11 protein-coding genes are annotated in these 21,386 nt (G+C 41.6%); 6 read left to right on the top strand and 5 right to left on the bottom strand.

Annotated elements, in window-relative coordinates:
* Positions 1–23: 23 nt before the first annotated feature.
* On the bottom strand, positions 24–1,508 hold the full coding sequence (locus EQG61_RS11565; protein WP_129462102.1) for an aminotransferase class V-fold PLP-dependent enzyme: 1,485 nt from the start codon (positions 1,506–1,508) through the stop codon (positions 24–26).
* 145 nt (positions 1,509–1,653) lie between these two features.
* Here EQG61_RS11565 and EQG61_RS11560 point away from each other — a divergent pair, with 145 nt between their 5' ends.
* The 4 genes from EQG61_RS11560 (at position 1,654) to EQG61_RS11545 (ending at position 5,336) form a co-directional block, all read left to right on the top strand.
* Positions 1,654–3,222 (top strand): protein adenylyltransferase SelO, encoded by a 1,569-nt coding sequence (locus tag EQG61_RS11560; protein ID WP_129462101.1) that lies wholly within the window; start codon positions 1,654–1,656, stop codon positions 3,220–3,222.
* Positions 3,223–3,502: 280 nt separating this feature from the next.
* Positions 3,503–3,796 carry an RNA recognition motif domain-containing protein gene (locus tag EQG61_RS11555; protein ID WP_129462100.1) on the top strand — a complete coding sequence of 98 codons (294 nt, stop codon included), beginning with the start codon at positions 3,503–3,505 and terminating at the stop codon, positions 3,794–3,796.
* A 178-nt stretch (positions 3,797–3,974) separates the two neighbouring features.
* Positions 3,975–5,090, top strand: a complete 1,116-nt coding sequence (locus tag EQG61_RS11550; RefSeq protein WP_129462099.1) for a DEAD/DEAH box helicase — start codon at positions 3,975–3,977, stop codon at positions 5,088–5,090.
* Between the two features lie 15 nt (positions 5,091–5,105).
* The gene (locus tag EQG61_RS11545; RefSeq protein WP_129462098.1) at positions 5,106–5,336 is read left to right on the top strand and encodes a hypothetical protein; all 231 of its coding nucleotides are present in this window, start codon (positions 5,106–5,108) and stop codon (positions 5,334–5,336) included.
* 205 nt (positions 5,337–5,541) lie between these two features.
* Here EQG61_RS11545 and EQG61_RS11540 read toward each other — a convergent pair whose 3' ends face one another.
* The gene (locus tag EQG61_RS11540; protein ID WP_129462097.1) at positions 5,542–8,541 is read right to left on the bottom strand and encodes an Ig-like domain-containing protein; all 3,000 of its coding nucleotides are present in this window, start codon (positions 8,539–8,541) and stop codon (positions 5,542–5,544) included.
* A gap of 168 nt (positions 8,542–8,709) precedes the next feature.
* Here EQG61_RS11540 and EQG61_RS11535 point away from each other — a divergent pair, with 168 nt between their 5' ends.
* Positions 8,710–11,553 (top strand): sensor histidine kinase, encoded by a 2,844-nt coding sequence (locus EQG61_RS11535; protein ID WP_129462096.1) that lies wholly within the window; start codon positions 8,710–8,712, stop codon positions 11,551–11,553.
* Positions 11,544–12,290, top strand: a complete 747-nt coding sequence (locus EQG61_RS11530; RefSeq protein ID WP_129462095.1) for a LytR/AlgR family response regulator transcription factor — start codon at positions 11,544–11,546, stop codon at positions 12,288–12,290. The genes EQG61_RS11535 and EQG61_RS11530 overlap by 10 nt, the downstream gene beginning before the upstream one ends.
* A gap of 604 nt (positions 12,291–12,894) precedes the next feature.
* On the opposite strand, the gene EQG61_RS11525 is transcribed toward EQG61_RS11530, so the two are convergent.
* From EQG61_RS11525 to EQG61_RS11515, 3 genes are all read right to left on the bottom strand, one after another.
* Positions 12,895–13,422 (bottom strand): transposase, encoded by a 528-nt coding sequence (locus EQG61_RS11525; protein ID WP_129462094.1) that lies wholly within the window; start codon positions 13,420–13,422, stop codon positions 12,895–12,897.
* Between the two features lie 250 nt (positions 13,423–13,672).
* Positions 13,673–14,701, bottom strand: a complete 1,029-nt coding sequence (locus EQG61_RS11520) for a PorP/SprF family type IX secretion system membrane protein (protein WP_129462093.1) — start codon at positions 14,699–14,701, stop codon at positions 13,673–13,675.
* Positions 14,702–14,705: 4 nt separating this feature from the next.
* Positions 14,706–21,353: a PKD-like domain-containing protein gene (locus tag EQG61_RS11515; protein ID WP_129462092.1), complete on the bottom strand. Its 6,648-nt coding sequence runs from the start codon at positions 21,351–21,353 to the stop codon at positions 14,706–14,708.
* Between the last annotated feature and the right edge of the window lie 33 nt (positions 21,354–21,386).

Below are 21,386 nucleotides of genomic sequence, written 5' to 3'. Positions count from 1 at the left end.
TTTCCCTATTCAAATTTTCAATTTCAAATAAACCAATTGCGCACCATCGCCTTCTCTACCGCAACAGCATTTTTATGCGTAAAGTCGTTTTTCTTGGGATTGTACACATAATCCGCTGCCCATTCTTGGTGATGAGCTGCCAATTCGATGATGCTCGAACAAACATACTCGATTTCAGCCGTAGTCGTAGTGGGGTGAATCGACATGCGAATCCATCCTGGTTTTTGGGTTAAATCACCTTCGTCAATGGAGCACGTTAAATGATGGGAGGTTTCTTGATCCACATGCAGTAAATAATGCCCATAGGTTCCGGCACAACTGCAGCCGCCACGGGTTTGAATGCCGAAGCGATCATTCAAGATTTTTACCCCCAAATTATAATGCAAATCGTGAATATAAAACGAAATCACCCCCAAACGGTCTTGGTGTTGGCCCGCTAACAAGGTAATATTTTCAATGGGTGATAATTGTTCAAAAATATAGTCGACCAATTCATGTTCGCGCTTCAAAATATTCTCCACGCCCATTTCTTCCTTCAATTGAATCGCCAAAGCGGTTTTGATCACTTGTAAAAAGCCCGGCGTACCGCCATCTTCACGGTCTTCAATATTGTCAATGTACTTATGTTCGCCCCACGGGTTGGTCCAACTCACGGTTCCGCCACCCGGACAATCGGGTACATTATTTTTATATAAATTTTGATTGAAAATCAAGACGCCCGAAGTCCCAGGTCCGCCCAAGAATTTATGCGGCGAAAAGAAAATCGCATCCAAATACGCTTCCGGATCGGCAGGATGCATATCTATCGGCACATAGGGTCCCGAACAAGCAAAATCCACAAAGCAAACCCCGTTGTTTTGGTGCATGATTTTCGCCACTTCATGATAAGGCGTGCGAATGCCTGTAACATTGGAACACGAAGTTATCGAAGCAATTTTGAAACTGCGGTCAGCGTATTTAGCCACCACCTGTTTGAATTGCTCCAAACAAAACAAACCGTCTTCATTCGCTGGAATAATCACCACATCCGCAATGGTCTCAATCCACGATGTTTGGTTGGAATGGTGTTCCATGTGCGACACAAACACCACCGGTTTTAATTCGGTCGGTAAATTGAGATAGTCTTTTAAGTTTTCGGGGACTTTCAAACCCAAGATGCGTTGGAACTTGTTCACCACACCCGTCATCCCTGTTCCCGTATTGATCAACACATCATTTTCATTGGCATTCACATGACGTTTGATGATTTGCTTGGCTTCATGATAGGCCAAAGTCATCGCTGTTCCCGAAACCGTCGTTTCCGTATGCGTATTGGCCACAAAGGGTCCGAACACATTCATCAACTTTTCTTCGATGGGTCGGTACAATCGGCCGCTCGCCGTCCAGTCGGTATAGATTAAGGGTTTGGTTCCAAAAGGCGTTTCAAATTCTTGGTCAATGCCAATAATGCCGTTACGAAAGAACTCAAAATAGTGTTCCAATTCGGTTTTTAATGCCGTGGTAATCATGGGTTGGGTTTGTTTGTGGCACAAAGATAATTAAAATAACGACTGAACAATTCAAAGAATAAAGCTTGATTTTTGCAAACTCCCAAAAGCTCAGTAGCTCAGCAGCTCAGATTCTTAGCAGCTCAAAAAACCCTATCTTTGTATCATGAAAAAGCTCCACTTCATCCCACGCTTTCAACAGGCACTCACCCCCGACCCGGAAACCGCGAATTTTGTGCGCCAAGTACCCTTAGCGGATTATTCGTATGTGACGCCTCGCATACCCAGTAAACCGTATCTCATTCATGCGGTTGCCGAAGTAGCGGAAAGCATTGGTTTGGAACAAGAAGACATCAAAAGCACCGACTTTTTACACTATTTCTCCGGAAAAGAAGTCTATCCCGATACCCGTCCTTTTGCCATGAATTATGCCGGACATCAGTTTGGGAATTGGGCCGGACAATTGGGCGATGGTCGGGCGATTGTTTTGGGCGAAGTGGAACACCACAACCAACTGTGGACACTCCAACTCAAGGGCGCGGGTAAAACACCTTATTCCCGTCGCGGGGATGGATTGGCTGTATTGCGTTCTTCCATTCGGGAATACTTGTGTGCCGAAGCGATGCACCATTTGGGTGTACCCACTTCACGATCATTATCCCTTATCGGAACCGGTGACGAAGTGCTTCGCGACATGCTGTATGACGGCAATGCCGACTATGAAAAAGGTGCCGTCGTGTGCCGTGTTGCCCCAACTTTCCTCCGCTTTGGGAGCTTTGAAGTCCACGCCGCGCGCCAAGAACAGGAACAACTTCAACAATTGGCCGACTTTGTAATACGCGAATACCATCCCGAAATTACGAGTGACGGACCTGAAAAATATACCGCCTTTTTTAAAGCGGTCTGTGAGAAAACCCTACAATTGATGGTGGAATGGCAACGCGTCGGATTTGTACACGGTGTGATGAATACCGACAACATGTCCGTGCACGGAATTACCATTGATTACGGACCCTACGGTTGGTTGGAAGACTACAACCTCAACTGGACACCCAACACCACCGACAGTCAGCACCACCGCTATGCCTATGGCAACCAACCTGATGTAGCGTTGTGGAACCTTATCCAATTGGCCAATGCATTGTATCCGTTGATTGGTGCCGCCGAACCCTTGGAAGCAGTGTTAAATGCCTACGGACGCCAATTTGATGCCGCTTTTCTACAGATGAACCGCGATAAACTCGGACTCGCCACTGTGCACGAATCAGACGAAAAAGTGGTGCGTGCTTTTTTAACTTGTTTAGAAAAAATAGAAACCGATTATACCATCTTCTTCCGTTTATTGGCTACCGTCCAAAAAACAGACAGTCCGGAAGCCGCGTTGGCACGAGTAAACGATGCCTTTTATACGCCGAGTCAATGTGCGGGTGATGTGGCAACAGCATGGTTGGATACATTCCAAAGTTATCTTGACCGACTCGAATTGGAACCCCAATCGGATGCCGAACGGGCAGCAGCCATGAACCAAGTAAATCCCAAATATGTGTTGCGAAATTACATGGCGCAATTGGCCATTGATGCAGCCAATCAAGACGATTTTAGTTTGATTCACGAATTGCACGAACTCCTTAAAAAGCCTTACGATGAACAACCCGAACACGAGAAATGGTTTTCCAAACGACCCGACTGGGCGCGTACCAAAGTGGGATGTTCGATGTTGTCGTGTAGTTCGTAAACAGTACAGTATAGTATAGTATAGTATAGTATAGTACACTATCCTATTTCTTAAGGAATTACCTATGGTAAACAGCAAATTGGCGATAGACAAAAAGCTAACTTTCTGAAAATAAATCACTTTTACTCACAATTATCCAAATTAACGCCCTACCTTTGTCCGGATTGGTTCTCTGCCAATGCTCGTTCTGAATTTTAAAATTTGTTTTAAGTATCTTTTTTTTCTCTTCAGTTTTGGCGTTTCAGTACTGCCTATTTTAATTTAAAACAATTTTATTATCATGAACATTTATGTTTCCAATCTGAGTTATAACACCTCAGAATCTGAATTAAACCAAGCGTTTAGCGCCTATGGCGAAGTAACTTCTACCAAAATCATCAGTGATCGTGAAACCGGTCGTCCACGTGGTTTTGCCTTTGTAGAAATGGCTCAAAAAGAAGAAGGTATTCGTGCCATCTCCAATTTAAATGAAAGCGAATTGAATGGTTTTACCATTTCGGTAGCGGAAGCACGTCCACGTGAAGACCGTAACACGAATTCTCGTAATTCATTCAACAGCTACAAACGATACTAAATACACCTGTTTGTATTTGTTTTCACTCGTATAAGAGTGCCTTAGTATTGGAATTCAATAAGGTGTGACTCGTCCCATAATCGATACCGCCTTATTGTTTCTTTCCCTTCGTCTCCCTTTCTACATCTAAATCGAATACATCGAGGTTAGGTATCCCTAATCCTTAATTCGTATGCGTATGCATTTTCAACAATTTTCATTGCTTCCATCGTTACAACAAGCGATAACCGAAGCGGGGTATTCCACCCCATCCCCGATTCAAGAAAAAGCCATTCCGGTGATTCTTAAAGGACACGATGTCATCGGCTGTGCCCAAACTGGCACAGGTAAAACCGCTGCCTTTGTCCTCCCAATTTTGCAACATCTTGCCCAACATACCCCCCAACAACACGGAAACGTTCGCGTATTAGTGCTTACCCCCACACGGGAACTGGCATTACAGGTCGAACAAACGTTTCAAACCTTGGGCAAACATACCCAACACCGCTCGCAAGTCATTTTTGGTGGCGTGTCGGAAGTCAACCAAATTCGCGACCTCAAACAACGTCCCGAAATTATTGTCGCCACTCCCGGTCGTTTACTCGACTTGGTGCGCCAACAAAAAATCAATCTCCAAGCGATTGAAGTATTGGTGTTGGATGAAGCCGACCGTATGCTCGATATGGGCTTTATTCACGACATGAAAGCGGTCTTAAAATTTATCCCCAAAAAACGCCAAACGCTTTTCTTTACCGCCACCCTCCCCGATTCCATCCAAAAACTGTTGCCGTTGTTTTTACACCAACCCGTACAAGTGGATGCCAATCCAGTTTCTTCCATCAAAACCGCCATCGATCAGTCGGTGTATGTGGTCGAACCCTTAGAAAAAGTGACAGTACTGCTAAATGTATTGCGCAACCACAGCGGGAATCAGTGTTTGCTGTTTACCCGTACCAAACACGGCGCGAATAAATTGGTTCAAAAGCTGGAAAAACAAGGCGTTACCGCTGCCGCTATACACGGCAACAAATCCCAATCAGCGCGACAACGAGCCTTGGCCGATTTTAAATCCCATGCCATTCAGGTCATGGTGGCCACCGATATCGCGGCGCGCGGAATCGATATTAAAGAACTGCCGTTGGTGATCAATTTTGATTTACCCAACGAGGTAGAAACCTATGTCCACCGCATCGGACGAACAGGGCGTGCGGGTCAAACCGGTCAAGCCATTAGCTTTTGCACCCAGAGCGAACAACCGCTTTGGCGCCAAATTGTCAAGCAAAATGGCCGACCCATCACGGAATTAATTCACTAAATCGTATTTTTATTTATGGCAGACTCGTTCGCAAAAAAACAAAGTATTAAAAACAAAGCCCTCAAACAAAAAGAAAAAGACAAGAAAAAAGCCGACCGCAAACTCAATAACAACAAAGGAAAAGGGTTTGACAGCATGATTGTCTATGTGGACGAAAACGGCCACTTTACGGATACCAAGCCCGAACCCAAACTGGAAACCCCAGTCGTGCGTTCAGCACCCCGTTACTTCAAAAAGCAAAATTAAGTATATGCTCCCAACGGATTTCTGTTGGGAGTTTTTTATACCTATTGTAATTAAAAAGAGGTCAAGTCCGAAGACCTAACCTCTTTTAACAATAAAAATGAAACTACTACTTTCTAACTTAAAATGATGTAGGAAAGAATACTCAACACCAAATACAATAGGCTAATAAATACCTCCAATCGATATTTTTCGAGCCACTTCATCATTAATTTTGCTTTATAAATTTTTGGATACCTTTTTGTGCATTAGCATTTTCAACTTCCACAAAATAAACTCCTGCAGGTAATTCAATTACTGAAAGTATGTTCGATTTTGTCGTTTGAAGCAATTGTCCTTGCAAACTGTAAAGTGATACTTTTGTAATTTCATCAGCAGATTGAAGTACAATAGCGGTTGTTGCAGGGTTGGGCGCTAACGTAAATTGAAGCGGTTGTGTTACCGATGAAGTACTTAATGTTACCGTGACAAATACCGCCAATGCTGCAGTACTTCTACATCCATTCACCGTTTGTACGGCATAATAAGTCGTTTGATTAACTAACAATGTATTTGAAGCCAAAGGATTGCTATTCGCCAAAGCATCTGCCTCTGAACTAAACCATACGATAGCTGTTCCAGTAGCTACTAAGTTAGCCACAGTATTGCCTTGGACGAACGTCTGATTTGCATTTCCAGTAGGAGCTCCAACTTGATTGACGGATACAGCAACCGCAGTTCGCGTGCTCACACAACCATTAACCGTTTGGGACACATAATAAGTCCCCGTTGATAATGGAGCAGAAAATGACAAAGCAGTTCCTCCTGTTGCTGCCGTATACCAAAACATATTTGTTCCAGAAGTAACTTGAATATTGTTTATTGTTGCCCCACTACAAAATGTTTGGTTGTTTGGCACCGTTGGGGGAACAGTTGTATTTACCGTAACGTTGACAGATTGTCTCCCACTTTCACAAGCGTTAACGGTTTGAGACACATAATAAGTTCCCGTAGCTAAAGTAGTTACATTCGATAGTGGCGAACCTCCAGTAGCTGTTAAATACCATTTTATATTGGTGCCTGAAGCTACCAAGTTTGCTACCGTAGCTCCATTACAAAACGTTTGTGCTTGAGCTGTGGGTGCATTAGGCGAAGAGACCGTTACACTAACCGGAGTTCGCGAACTCTCACAACCTGAAATGGTTTGTGAAAGGTAATACGTCCCTGAAGAAATAACTGTTGAGTTGGGTAAAACAGCACCACCCGTCGCAGCTGCATACCATTGAAAATTAGAACCCGCTCCAGTTTGAATCGAACCTAAAGTCGCACCTGTACAAAACGTTTGATTGGACGGCACATTGGATGGAGGAGAAATAATCGTGATGTTCACTTGAACTGAAATACGCGTACTTTCTGTCAAGTTGGGTTGGGTCTGACTCACATAATATACACCTGTTGTCAATACTGTTGTTGCGGCTAATGGAGAACCACCCGTTGCGGAGGTATACCATTTAATTGTTGTGCCTGTAGCATTCAAATTAGCAACAGTTGCTCCATTACAAAACGATTGAGGAGAAGGTGCTGTAGGTGCAGCAGATACTCCTAAAGTAGTAAAAGCTGCATTTTCTTGATAACTTTCACTTGCTACATTCGGAATTGCGGCACCTAAACGGTACGAATAAGTTGTGTTGGGATTCAATCCAGAAAGGGTATAAGTATAATTCGTCGCCGCCGTATTGGTCAATGCGGAATTGACTGATACCGTTGTATACGGCAAATCCGTATCGAAAATTGTACCCGCCTGATAATCAATTTCAACGATGGTACTGTAACCATTGGTGTTTAAAGTATAATTGATTTGTGCCGAATTCGATGTAATTGTTGAATCTGAGACATTTGTCAACACCAATGGACTGGGTGTTGTTAAAGGGGTCCAATTAGAATACGTAACCTGTCCCGAACTGTTGGTCGCTTTTACACGATAAGAATATTGGTTTGAATTGGGGGTCAATCCAGTCAATTGCACTTGAAACGGAGTGGCAACATTCACAGAAGTCGTTCCTCCATTCACAGTCGTTATAGGCCCACCTAAAAAAGTTTCATATTCGACAACATAGGTGGTTGGGGTACCAAAAGCATTCAAATTAAAATTTATTGTTGCCGCATTAAAAGTGATTGGGGCAGCCGTTACATTGGTAATAGCAGGTGCTTGTGTAGCAGGTGCCAAAGTGGTAAAGGATAATGCAGTAGGCGTAATACTTGTCCCTTGACTATTACTCGCCCAAACAGCATAACTATAAGTAGTATTGGGTTGTAACCCCGATAAGGTTTGCGAGAGTGTAGTCACTGAATTCCCACTGGCACTCGGACCTGCTTGGATTTGTAATGCTCCACTCGGGGGAACATTATACCGAATCTCAGTGGTGGTCGCAGCATTATTTGCATTGATATCATAACTGATAGTCGCTGAATTAGGGCCCAAAGCAGTAACACTTACATTTGAAATAGTTGGTAAAGAAGGTAATTGTGTCGCAGTATATAATGCTGAAACTTGAGCAGGGGTTAATGCCGTATTGTAAATGCGTAAATCATCCAACTGAAAAGCGATCCCTGTTCCATTGGTTGCTGCATTTACTAATCGGTTAAGCACTAAATATGAAGGCCCAAAAGTATTCAAGGTACGTGCATAATTCCCGACATCCACGCCGTTGTAGTAAATGGTGAATGTACTTCCAGTATGGGTCATCGCGATATGTACCCAACCGTTGTTTTGTGCCTGAATTTGACTATTGGTTTGGGGTACATTGTAATCATTTCCTGCTCCCCAGGTATAGTATGAATTCTGTACACCGTTACGCCAAAAACCATACGCATTATTAGCAATATTGGCGCCCCAACCCACCACACAGTAAGAGGAAACGTCGTTATCATTAATAAATTTTACCCAAAACGAAAGCGTGCGCGCACTGTTTCCCGCAGGTAAATTAGGTGCATTTTCAGGTGCTTGATTCACAAAAGTTACGTTATTGGGAATGTTAATCGCTTTGTTGGCTTGACCAAAACGATTGTTGACATAGGTCAACGAACCCGCACCGGATAGATTCCATCCCGTAAAGGTTCCCGTTCCTGAATTGTTCGCATTTCCATCAAAATCAAATTGATAAACAGGAGTCTGCGCTTGCAGGAGGTTAAAAAAGACAAATAATAGTCCGAGTACTACTTTTTTCATAGGGTTGTATTTAAAAATTTGTTCAAACCTATCGCAGTTCAACCATTCATTATGAGTCTAATTCATGAAGTCTCTATTTGAGTTGATAAAAACGCAGGGCGAAATCATCACAAAAGTGGAGGCACATGCAATTAAAAAGTATATTTGTTTCTAACGTACCTCCCATTTATGAAGCGACTTTTTCTCTTGTGGTTCTTCTTTTTTGCCCCCCTTCATTTATGGAGTCAAAATCCTTATTCCTATACCCTAGACAAAACATCGGGACTCCCATCAAATACCATTTATGATCTTTTTCAAGATCGTGAGGGATTCATGTGGATGGCCTCAGGAGAGGGGCTTTGCAAATACGACGGCACCAAATTCAGTCTTTTCACTACCCCCAACCAAACGAGCAAAAGCGGCTCCAATATTACCCAAGATCGTTACAATCGTATCTGGTACATCAATTTTGATGGCTACCTTTACTACATCGAAAACAACCAACTCAAAGCTTTACCTCAAAAAAACAGTATTGGTTATTACGAATTTGGAATTATTCAAAACTATCTTTTCACCATCCAAAAAGAAGGTGTCGAGATTTATGATTTGAAATCCTTACGATGCATAAAGAAAATTCCGTTGGCCACAGCCCAATTAAAAGCGACCCACTTTTCCAATGATACGTTTTACCTTTTTACGGATGAATTAATTGAAATTGACTCGCGATTAAATTGTAAACACATTGCAATTCCTCAAGCAATTCAAGATTCGAAGTCAATAGTTGTGCAAAGTGATTCATCGCAATTGTATATTGTATCCAAAATTAATGGCCAATTGCATACCTACAAGGGCCAAAAGTTTGAGCAGAGCAATCAATTTAAGGGAAGTAGTATTCAAAACCTTAGCGTCATTGATGGCAACTTATGGCTGGCTACTACAAATGGCTTACTTGCCTATTGTAACAAAAAATGTACTGCCTTTTTTCCCAATCAAAATTGTGCCACCATTTTTAAAGACCGTGATCAGAAGTATTGGATTGCTACCCTCAACAATGGCATTCTATACATTCCCAATTTCAATACGATTTTACTCAAAAGCGACACCAAACCCCTCACCCTTCGCGCTAGAGAAAAATCGTTATTAATTGGCTATGAAAATGATTATATCGCCGAACTCAATCCTGAAAATCTCGAACTAAAAACCGTATTTAAAGGAGAATCCAATCATGAAGTATACCAACTCTTTCAAGACGGTTCAACCACATTCATGACGTCTAACAATTTTAAAATTCTTACGCCTGAAGTTACCGAAATCAACATTGCCTTAAAAGACATCACAAAAGTTGATAACCATTTCTATGCCTTTGCTGCCAGTGGCGTTTGTGGATTTATTAGCAGTCAGAATCCGCCACAACTATGGCAACCACTTTACAAAAACAAGCTGCATGAGAAAAACGGTCCGTTTACAACCACCAAAATATTGACTAATGTTCGCGGGAAAGCCGTAGGATACAACCCCAAAAACAAAACCATTTATTTTGCTACCCATTTGGGATTGTTCCGCCAAACTCCAACCCAACTCAAGGAATTGCGCTACCAAAACAAGCCCCTATTTACCCAAAAACTGTATTATGCCAATGAGGGAATGTATCTGTTGTCCAACGCCAATACAGTTCTAAAAATAGACCCTTTGAATCGAATAAGTCCGTTGCAAATTAAAGCCATACCTGCCTCAGAAACTATTAAATCCATTAAAGTGATTGGGCATTGGATGTATCTTTTTACTTCTAATGCGATTTTTCGCTACGATTTTTCGACCCAAAAAACCATTAAAATTTTAGTGATTACCCCAGATATTTCTATCAGCGATCTTACCGCCCTTGATGGAAAAACCTATTTAGCAACCTCCAAAGGTTTGATTATGCAACCCAATGCCAACTTTCAAGAAGAAAAACTTCCCCAATTCATCTTGAATAGCGTTCGGGTTAATGATAAAGTTACCCGTAAACAAATGCTAAACTATGACGAAAACAACCTTAGTTTTGATTTTTCTGTTTTGGCTTACCAACCCAATACCCGCTTCCCTATTGCCTACAAAATCAACAAAGGCAAGTGGATTTATTTGGACGATCAACAGCGTTCATTAAAACTATCGTCTTTGGCGGCAGGTGACTATACCATTCAATTCAAAATTGAAAATTTAGAAAAAACAAAAAGCAATCCCATCACCTATCAATGTACCATTCAAAAGCCCTTTTGGTTCAGTTGGATATTTGTCGTACTGTATTGCCTTCTCTTCTCCATTTTGGTGATTCTGTTAAGCAAATACCATGTAAAAAAATTAGAGCAGAAAAACGCGATCGAACTCAATCGTATCCAATTGGAAAACAATTTGAATGCCTCAAAATTGACCGCTATTCAATCGCAAATGAATCCGCATTTCTTTTACAATGCGCTCAACACTATACAATCCTATATTCTTACCAATGATAAAAAAGAAGCGATTTCCTATTTGAATAAATTTGCTTCTCTCACCCGGAAAATATTGGAACTTACGGAACGTAGTTATGTGACACTTCAAGAAGAAGTAAATACCTTAACTCTTTATTTGGATTTAGAACAAGCCCGTTTTAATGACGACTTTAGTTATACAATCACTATTGTCGATTCGATTGATAAAGAGTCCATCATGATTCCCACACTTTTGATCCAACCCTTTATTGAAAATGCAATCAAACACGGTCTACTCCACAGCAAGGGCACTAAAAAAGTAAGTATTCAATTTCTTAAAAAGGACGAACAACTTCAAATTGTCATCGATGATAACGGTATTGGACGAAAGCGCAGTGAAGCCATTAACCTAAACAACCGCAAAGACCACATTTCTTTTGCGACTCACGCCATCGAAAAACGACTTGAAATTTTGAATAAAAATAAAATGCAAAAAATAACCGTTTGTTATATCGACAAAATGGAATACGACGAACCTACAGGCACAACGGTTTACCTTAATCTCCCCATGAAATGGAAATAAAAGCAATAATTATTGATGATGAAACTCGGGCCCGTATGGCACTCCAACTGCTTTTGGAAGAATATTGTCCCCAAGTAACGTTGGTCGAACAATGTGAAGTACTCGCTGACGGAATCAAAGCCATCCACAAACTCAAACCCGATTTGGTTTTTTTAGATATTGAAATGCCCGGTCATAGTGGACTCGAATTGTTTGATTTTTTTAATGAAGAAGACATCCATTTTTCCATCATTTTTACTACAGCCTATAGCCAATATGCCGTGAAAGCCTTCAAGTTTTCTGCCATTGATTATTTACTAAAACCCATCAATCCCGATGAATTGGTAACGGCTGTCCAACGATTTTCGCGACTTAAGACGCAAAACCTTAAAGTCCTCCGCGATAACCTGGAGCAAAACAAGTTAAACAAGATTGCCGTTCCCACAGGAAATAGTATACTGTTTTTGGAAATGGACCAAATCCTCTACATCAAAGGCGAAGGCTCGTATGCTGAAATTGTTTTGATCCATGGCGAGAAAATCATCTGCAGTCGTTATTTAAAGAACTTTGAAGATATCCTCGGGCAACACAACCATTTTGTTCGGGTGCAGAAATCCTATATAGCCAACATTAATTATGTGGTACAATACAACAAATCTGATGGTGGTAATCTTGAATTCCAAAATAAAATATGCATCCCTGTGGCCCCCGACAAAGTCGAAATCATCATGGAACGGATTGCGTTAATCAAAAGGTAACGAAGGTTTACAAGTAAACTACATCCGTTTTCCCATACCTTAAACACAATTAACGTCCTAATACAAAGCAAAGAGAATTCTCGCAGCAGGGATTCAAGAGCTAACTTTTTTGGCAGTTTTACTACCCCCTGTTGTCATTTCGACGATAGGAGAAATCCCATCCCAATTTTCACATTACAGTAGGCAATGGACATTCTTACAATCCAAGCGACAGCCTTAAGGTATCGGGAGCAATGGAATATAATGACTACGAAGTCAGGAGACTTCGCTGAGCAGGGGTTCGCGACTTATCCCATATATAGACGATGATCTCACAGTAAGGACAGGTCGCGACCTGTCCCAACAGTACGAACCGCGACCTGACCCAACAGTACGGATCTTGACCTATCCCATATATAGACGATCCCAATGATATACCGTACGGTCAGGTCGCGACCTGACCCAACAGTACCAATGACCTCGCAGTGGCTGATTCTAGCGTTGCATCAATATCAGAACTTCTTCACAATAGCTTTCAACAAACGTTTGAATTCGGGAAAATGAGAGGGTTCGGTGTTACTGCCCAAAAGGCAGAGCTCCTCTTATCTGTCCATTTGAAATTGTTTTATTGTGATTTAAAAAAGGTATCTTGATACCACTTTTGTGGGTTTAAATCTATATATCTTGAAATGTTTCGATAGGCTTTTTCATTTCTAATGATGTGATCGTGAAATGAACGCTGCCATGAGAATCCCAAATAGCCTGATTCGTGTATCAATTTTGAGGAGGTTGTTTTAAATGCACCAATCAAACTGGACAAGGATTTAATTTTTACTTCTTTGTTGGCAATACGGTTACTATCAATTTCAAGTAGCATGTGAATATGATTGGGCATTATAACATAATTATGCAGGTCAATATAGGAATACTGTTGCGACAACCATTCTATTTGCTTTTGTACAATGATACCGTAGGAATTCAAGTTCATGACTGCTTTTTCATCGGGTAGATGTTGTTCCAAATGATTAGCTGAATTTATAGGAATCACTGAACCAAAACAACACACACGATCTTGGACACAAATGGTTACGAAATACAGATTATTTTTTGAATAATCATACCCTTTCAATCGATTGGCTTTTCTATTTTTCATGGCTTATATATCTAGTATGGGCAGGTCACGACCTGTCCGTACTGCAAATATCCAAAAAAAAACGTAAGGACAGGTCGCGACCTGTCCCAACGATACGGACTGCGACCTGTCCCAACGATACGGACCGCGACCTGTCCCAACGATACGGACCGCGACCTGTCCCAACGATACGGATATCTCGTGAAGATCCCAAAGAATCTGGAGCGTGGCTACAGTGTTTGAGAAATATATTGAAGTTTTACTCATTTTATTACATCCGCTGATATCCCCCTTCCCCATTGCGCTTCAATCGCATTTTGTAATTATCACATTTCGAGCAATTTCGTCCTGTAATCCACGTCAAAGTCAATTCATGAACACCTCCCGTACGGGGCAAACCTGATGTGTTAATATCAAAGGAATAACCCAATTTAAAGTCTCCTAAATTAAAGGTCACAATAGGATTTACGGATGTCAACAAATGACTCGATTGGGCGCTGCGTTCTAAATTCACAGCACTCATTACCCCCACAGAAAAAGAACCATAATCAATCACAGTTCCCAAATCCAAACGATTATATTGCCCTTGACGCATATAATTTCCTAAAAATTGAAATGTAGTTCCTTCAGGTAAAAAGAAACTAGGAGTTGTGCGGGGTTCGTAAAAATACCCTCCATGAAGAGAGAAAAATAAATCCAATGGAACATTCCCATTTTCAATAAAAGAGATATCAGGACGGTTCAAATGTTTAACAGACAAGCCAATCCAAATATCATCAGTATCAAAAAGCAGTCCCGCAGATAAATCAAAAAACTGTATACGATTGGCATTGCGAAGTACCCAAGGATCAACAGTGCTACCAGCTATTTGTTCAGTGGCACTATTTATTTGATCCTCCAACAATAAACCTGAAAACCCAAAACTCTTACTGCCAAATCCTCCCTCCAATCCAAATCGCATGCGCCAATCATAATCCAATTCTACAATATAAGAAGCTGCTAAATTCGCTTTGATATAATTATAATTGGTAAATACCTCATTGTGATTGAGAAGTGTAAGTCCCAATCCAATGTGGTCGGTTACCAAATTATTGACAAAGCCAAATTGGGTATCAATACGCCGCTGGTCATTAGGCCATTGACGACGGTGAACCAACCCCATATTCCATGTATTAGCCATACCCGTAAATGTTGGACTTAAAGATTCAGGAGCATTATAAAATTGCGTGAATATTGGATCTTGAGCCCAAACTGTTTGTGGCAACCATCCCAAACAAATTAAAAAGAATACGATTCGCATAGGATTATTTTATTAAAACAAAAGTTTGTGTTGCTTCTATTATTTCATTGGTAAAGGTGGTAGCAGTGACTTTACAATAGTAATTCCCATTTTCAGCCGGACTGTTTTTAATCAGAGCATCCCAACCTACTAACGAATCCCCTTTCTCAGCATAGATAAGCGAACCCCATGAATCATAAATAACCATCTCTACATTTTTTAATCGTTTCGTAACTGGACGATACGTATCATTAACACCATCCCGATTTGGAGTAAAAGCAGAAGGCAATACAATAAAATAACCTTGTTCCACCCAAAGAGTGATCACTTGGGTATAAACACATCCAAAAGGATAATAAACGGTTTGTGTCACTACATAAGATCCTGGACTCCCATACGTATGCACAGGGTCTAAATCATTTGAAAACGTACCATCACCAAAATCCCAAACTACATTTTGATAATCACCAGTGATCGAACTGGTAAAGGTGATAGGATCATTCACTGCAAAAATACCGTACGTGCTATAACCTGTCGAAGTAGTTGAAAAATCGGGATATCCCAAAACTGTTAAATCAACAGTAAAGCTGTGTTGGGCTGTACATCCTTGTCCATCAACTACTGAAAGGGTGACCAAACCCTCTTGTTGTGTAGTCATCACTTCCCCTTGTGAACCTGAAATTACACCGCTCGACCATTGATAGGTATAAGGTGGTACTCCTCCAGAAGCAAGAGCAACATATTGTTGATTCACCACATGTGTAGCACAATCAAACGTGGTTTGAATGCTTGCGGTTACTGCTAATGGAGCGGGGCGCAAAATAACATATTGTGCTTGTTGGACACATCCCCGACTATCCGTAACCTGAACCGCATAGGTCCCATTAGTAAGTAACGTTAGATCTTCGGTTGTTGCGCCATTGGTCCATTGGTACGTATACGGAGGAGTTCCTCCATTGACAATTAAATCAATAGCACCACTATTGGGTTGCGTACAGTTCAAAGCATCCGTTATTTGTGCCGATAACACCAACGGTTGAGGCTCTGTAATAATAAAAGTCCTCACAATTTGACACGGCTTACTATCCGTTATTGTAACCGTATACACACCCGGTGGTAAATTATTTCGGGTAGTACCTGCAGTACTTCCATCACTCCAAATTAAGCTCACAGGGGCAATACCCCCAACAAAATTCAATTGAATCGAACCGTTATTGGCTCCGTAACAACTAACGGGAGTTACCACGGGGGTCACTGCGAATAAAGGGGCTTCAGGTATTACAATGGAAGTGATTTGAATACATCCTACTGCATCCGTAACCGTTATGGTATAAGTCCCAGCCGCTAAATTGGTTTGATTTAATGCGGTCGAAAGATTATCCCACGTATATTGATAGGGTCCAACACCTCCACTAATCGTAACAGCAAAACTGGCATCATTAGCCCCATAACAAGTTATTGGTGTTGTTGTATAAGTAATCTGTAGTTGTGGATTTTCTGTAAGGGTAACAGCCAATGTAACGGTACATCCTTGTGCATCAGTTGCTTGCAAGGAATAAACACCTGCAACAATACCAGAAAGATCACGTGTAGTGGCGGTAAAACCATTAGGACCTGTCCAAGAATAGGAATAATCCAAAGGTAAGGCATTGGGTGTGCCCCCTGTAACCGCGACCGTAATCGCACCTGTTGCTGCTCCCGCACAAAGTACATTCGTTTGACTTACCAAATTCGCTACTAATGGTGGCGGTTGTGTGATGGTAAATGTTGCTGTTTTTGGACCGCAATTGTTAGCATCAGTAACGGTAACTACATATGTTCCCGGACTCAGATTTACTAGATCCTCATTGGTCGAATAAAAACTTCCATTACGTGTCCAATTGAAAATGTAACTTCCTGTCCCCCCATTTATACTAAGTAGAATGCTTCCATTAGCTGCATTAAAACAGGTGACATCCAATTCATTATCTAATGTAATCACCAAATCATTCGGTTCTGTGATTGTATACGAAGCCGTGAAAGGACAACCTCCTGCATCTGTTATCGTGACCTGATAATTCCCAGGTGCCAAATTGTTAATCGATGCACTCGTCGCACTAAAACCATTCGGACCCGTCCAATTGTATTGATAGGGAGAACCAGTTGTAAAAGGAATACCCCCCGTAACGTTGGTTGTAATAGATGCGGTATTTACACCAAAACAGACATTGTTAGTGACTATTTCATTCGGACTTATTGCTGGATTAACTGTAACCGTTACGGTAAAATTTGCTCCAACACAAGTACCCGAAATGGGCGTAACCGTATATACAACATCCACAGGACTCGTTGTCGTATTGATCAAATTTTGACTAATCATCGATTGAGGAGACGTCTCTGCAGCTGCACCTAAAATTGCTCCTGTTGGAATAAATGAAGGAGTTGACCATGTGTAAGTGGTACCCACTGGTACAATAGAACTACCAGAGGCTGCAGGTGTAACTGAAAAACTATTCCCACTACAAATCGTAACATTTTGAGAGGAAATCACTGGAACTGGATTGATGGTTACCGCTGCAAGGGATGTTGTAATCACCGAACAACCGCCAATTATAGAAGGAAAGGAAACCAAACAATAATAATACATCGTACCTACACTAGTTGCTGGAGGAACGTACGTTGCAGCGGTAGCCCCGCCAATAGGTGTAGCCCCAGTAGTAGAATTTACAGTGTTTGAATACCATTGATAATTGGGAGTACCTACCCCATTTATAACCGCGAACGATAATTGTTGAGGCGTTTGACCTAAACATAGAGAGCTACTTACAGGTTGAGCACTAAAATCTGGGGCTAAATTGACAATTACTGTAGCTACTGAACTCGTAACAGCACATCCATTTCCACTATTTTGGGATACTACACAATAATAATAAAAGGTTCCCGCTGTTGTTGTTGGTGGCGTAAACGTAGCATTTGTTTCACCCGTTAATGACAACCCCGAAGTGGTACTATTTGTTGTTGATTCATACCATTGATAGCTGAAAGTTGCCCCCAATCCTCCATTAGCTTGTACAGATAATACAGTTGCTGGTGAATTTTGACAAACGGTCTGTGAGGCTAAAGGTTGCGTTGTAACTACTGGATCAGGAACAACAATAACTTCGGCAGTAGTACTCGTTACCACTCCACACCCTGCGCCTGTTAAAGAAAGTGTTACATAATAATAGTAGGTTCCAGTTGCCAAGAAAGAGGGTGGCGTATAACTTGCGGAATTTGTACCTACAGGAGTCCCCCCTGTTGTCGTATTGGTTGTCGAACTGTACCATTGATAGGTTGGTGTACCCACTCCGCCAGTATAAGTAACGGTTAATGGGGGAATTGTACCTCCCACACAAATGCTTTGGGTTGCTAAAGGTTGAACAGCTAATGTGGGTAATGGATTAATCGTAATTACCGCTGTGGCAGAAGTAATACTGGTACAACCACCCGAAGAAAAAGTAAGCACACAGTAATAAGAACCCGAAAGTAGAGAACTTGGAGTATAAGTCGCAGAAGTTGCCCCAGAAATAGCACCATTAGCATCAAACCATTGGTACAAAGGAGTGCCTGTTCCATTGGTATACGCCACTGTTAAGGGAGCAATCGAAGAACCCTCACATACAGTAGTAGATTGAGGTTGTGTAGTTATAGTAGGTGCTGCAACAACGGTAACTGAAGCAGGATTACTAGCTACACTACAACCTACACTGCTTTGACTAACTACACAATAGTAATATTGAGTTCCTATTGTCGTTGTTGGTGGTGTAAACGTAGCTGCCGTCTGTCCCGAAAGTGGGACACCTCCCGTTGTACTGTTGGACGAATTACTGTACCATTGATAGCTATAGCCACCCGTTCCTCCACTCGCCGTTACACTTAAAACAGTGGCAGGGGTATTTTGACATTGGGTCTGAGTGGTTAAGGGTTGTGAGGAAATGATTGGATCGGTTACTACAATAACTTCTGCAACCGAACTTGTGATCATTCCACAACTGCTACCACTTAAACTGATCACAACGTAATAGTAATAGGTCCCCGCAGTAGTGAATAGTGAAGGGGTAAAAGAACTTGAATTGGTTCCAATAGGAGTTCCTCCCACTGTGCTTGGCGATGTGTTCACATACCATTGGTACGATGCGGCTCCCAAACCTCCCGTATAGGCAACTGTAAACGGACTCACAGTGGCACCTTCACAGACTGTTTGCGATGCTAAAGGTTGAGTTGTAATAGTGGGTTGTGGACTCACCGTTATAGATGCAACGGCAGAAGTTAATGAAGAGCATCCATTTGAAGTCAAACCGATCAAACAGTAGTAATAGACTGTTCCTACTGCACTTGTTGGAGGGGTATAACTTGAATTGGTTGCTCCTGCTAATAATGTTCCTCCCGATGTGCTATTTACGGTATTTGAATACCATTGATAAGTTGGTGTAACCGATGTATTATTCAAACTTACCGTTAAAGGAGCTACAATTCCTCCCAAACAAACCGAACTTGATACGGGTTGTGTTGAAATGACCGGGGCAGGATTAACCGTGACTGTATAGCTAAATGTTGGACCGACACAATTTGAAAATGTTGGTGTAACAACATAGGTAACCGTTCCTGGATTGCTGTTAGTGGTTACTAGGGTTTGTGATGGAATAGTTGTACCCGAACCTGATGTCGTAAATCCTGTAACACCAGCTGTACCCGTGGCAGTCCATGTAAATGTTGTTCCGGATGGATTTGCAGTTAGAGTTACCGGAGTTGTAGCAGATCCCGAACAAATCGTTTGATTGGTAACTGTATTGGTAATTACAGGTTCCACATTAACCGTAAAACTCTGAGTAGCCGCTGTTGAAGTACCACATTCATTGGTTGCTGTAAAAGAAACGGTATACGGTCCTCCAGTTGGATAGGATATGGAACCCGGATTAAGTGAAGTTGATGAAGACGGTGTACCGCCCGGAAAACTCCACGCATAAGTCATTGTTCCCCCCGCTGGAGCACAATTCGTAACTGTGCCAACGGGATTGATAGTAGCTGTACCACACGAATTACTTATAGGACTTATCGAAACCGTGGGTGGCTTTTTAACTGTAACTGTCTGTGTGGTAAAGGTTGTCCCACACGAATTTGTAACCGATAATTTGATGGCATACGTCCCCGATTCTGTAAAATTATAGGTAGCATTGGCCGTAGTTTGATTGGGTATATTGGGAACACTCGTACCACAAAAAGCTGGCGTATAGGTTACTTGCCACAAATACGTAGGCGGCGAACATTGATTGGCTAAATTGGTCGAATTAGTCGCTGTCACAGCAAGGGGCGCACAACCCGTAGTAGTGTTTAGGGTGAATTGTGGGGTAAGCGGACTCCCCACACAAATCGTTTTTACTTCGGTATCGATGCCACAACGTGATCCTATGGTCATCGTAATGGTGTAGGTTCCCGCTATCGAAAAATTTAAACACAAAGTTGAAGATCCACTAGTCCACGCATTGGTATTAGCATTTCCAAATGTATCGCCTAAACTACCCGAACTAATTGTATATCCTGTAGACGGAGATACTGACCAAATAATCTTTGGTGTTGTACAATTTGAATTAGAAGCAGTTTGCCCTCCTGTAGATGTATTTGTAAAACACAATGAAGAATTGGTGCATAAATTTGATGTAGGTAAACTAAAATCCGCGACTGGTGGAGTTGAAATTCGTATAGGTACTACAGTAGCTGATGATTGATCGCAAGGATTAATTGCAACAATATTAGCATAGAATGAATTCTGATAAATAGTGTTTCCTATATTACTCGATACACCACATGAAGTCATCAAAAAAGTATGCGTTACATTAGGCGGTGGAGGATGATTAAAAGTTACAGGTGCTGAACCATCATTGAAAGTAACAATGTAGGTTGTTCCAGGAGGATTATTTTCTGTACTTGTAATAGGAAAGGTTAGACTTGAAGTGATACAAATATCTGTATTCCCGGGATTACCTAATCCTACAGCGGGGTTATTACCAACAAATACCTTGTAGACTTTGGTTAAATTACATCCGTTTGATGATGTCAAATTATACGTTAAGTTCCATAGACCAACTGCATACGTATGTGAAAATGTAGTCCATGTTGTTCCACTTTGTACTGGACTTCCATCCCCCCAATTGATTGTATAACCCGTAATTAATCCTGGAGTTGTTGTTGCATTATAAAAGTTAATCAAGGTTGGTTGATTATCACAAATTTTAAACACTGGAAATCCATTAAAAACTCCTGAAACTGCATCTGAATTAATATCCCCATTGGGTTGAGGGGTAACATTAACCGTCACACTCCCCGTCACCGTGGCCGTTTGCACGGGAGTCGAACTGTCACTTACCGATACCAATTGGTAATTAAAACTCCCCGAAGTACTCGTTGGAGCGATAAGAGTCGCCGAACTTCCCGAAGTGGTCGTCAACGTTTGTTGCGCTCCCCCATTAACCGTGTAGGTAAACGTATACGGAGCCACTCCTCCACTACCCGTAAACGTTAGCGTCGGACCCGTACTGTTTTGGCAAACTGTACCGCCACCTGTTAACGTGGCACTTGGCGCAAATACAATTTTATTAAATGCAAATCCACTAATTGATACTACTAGTAAACAGCAAAGGGAAACAAATTTTGACATTATCTATTTTTTTTGAAAAATAACTGCTCTAAA

The organism is Flavobacterium stagni, assembly GCF_004122105.1.
Classification (GTDB): Bacteria; Bacteroidota; Bacteroidia; order Flavobacteriales; family Flavobacteriaceae; genus Flavobacterium; species Flavobacterium stagni.
Note: the sequence above shows the minus strand (reverse complement) of the source record. Positions and strands in the feature narration are given on the sequence as shown.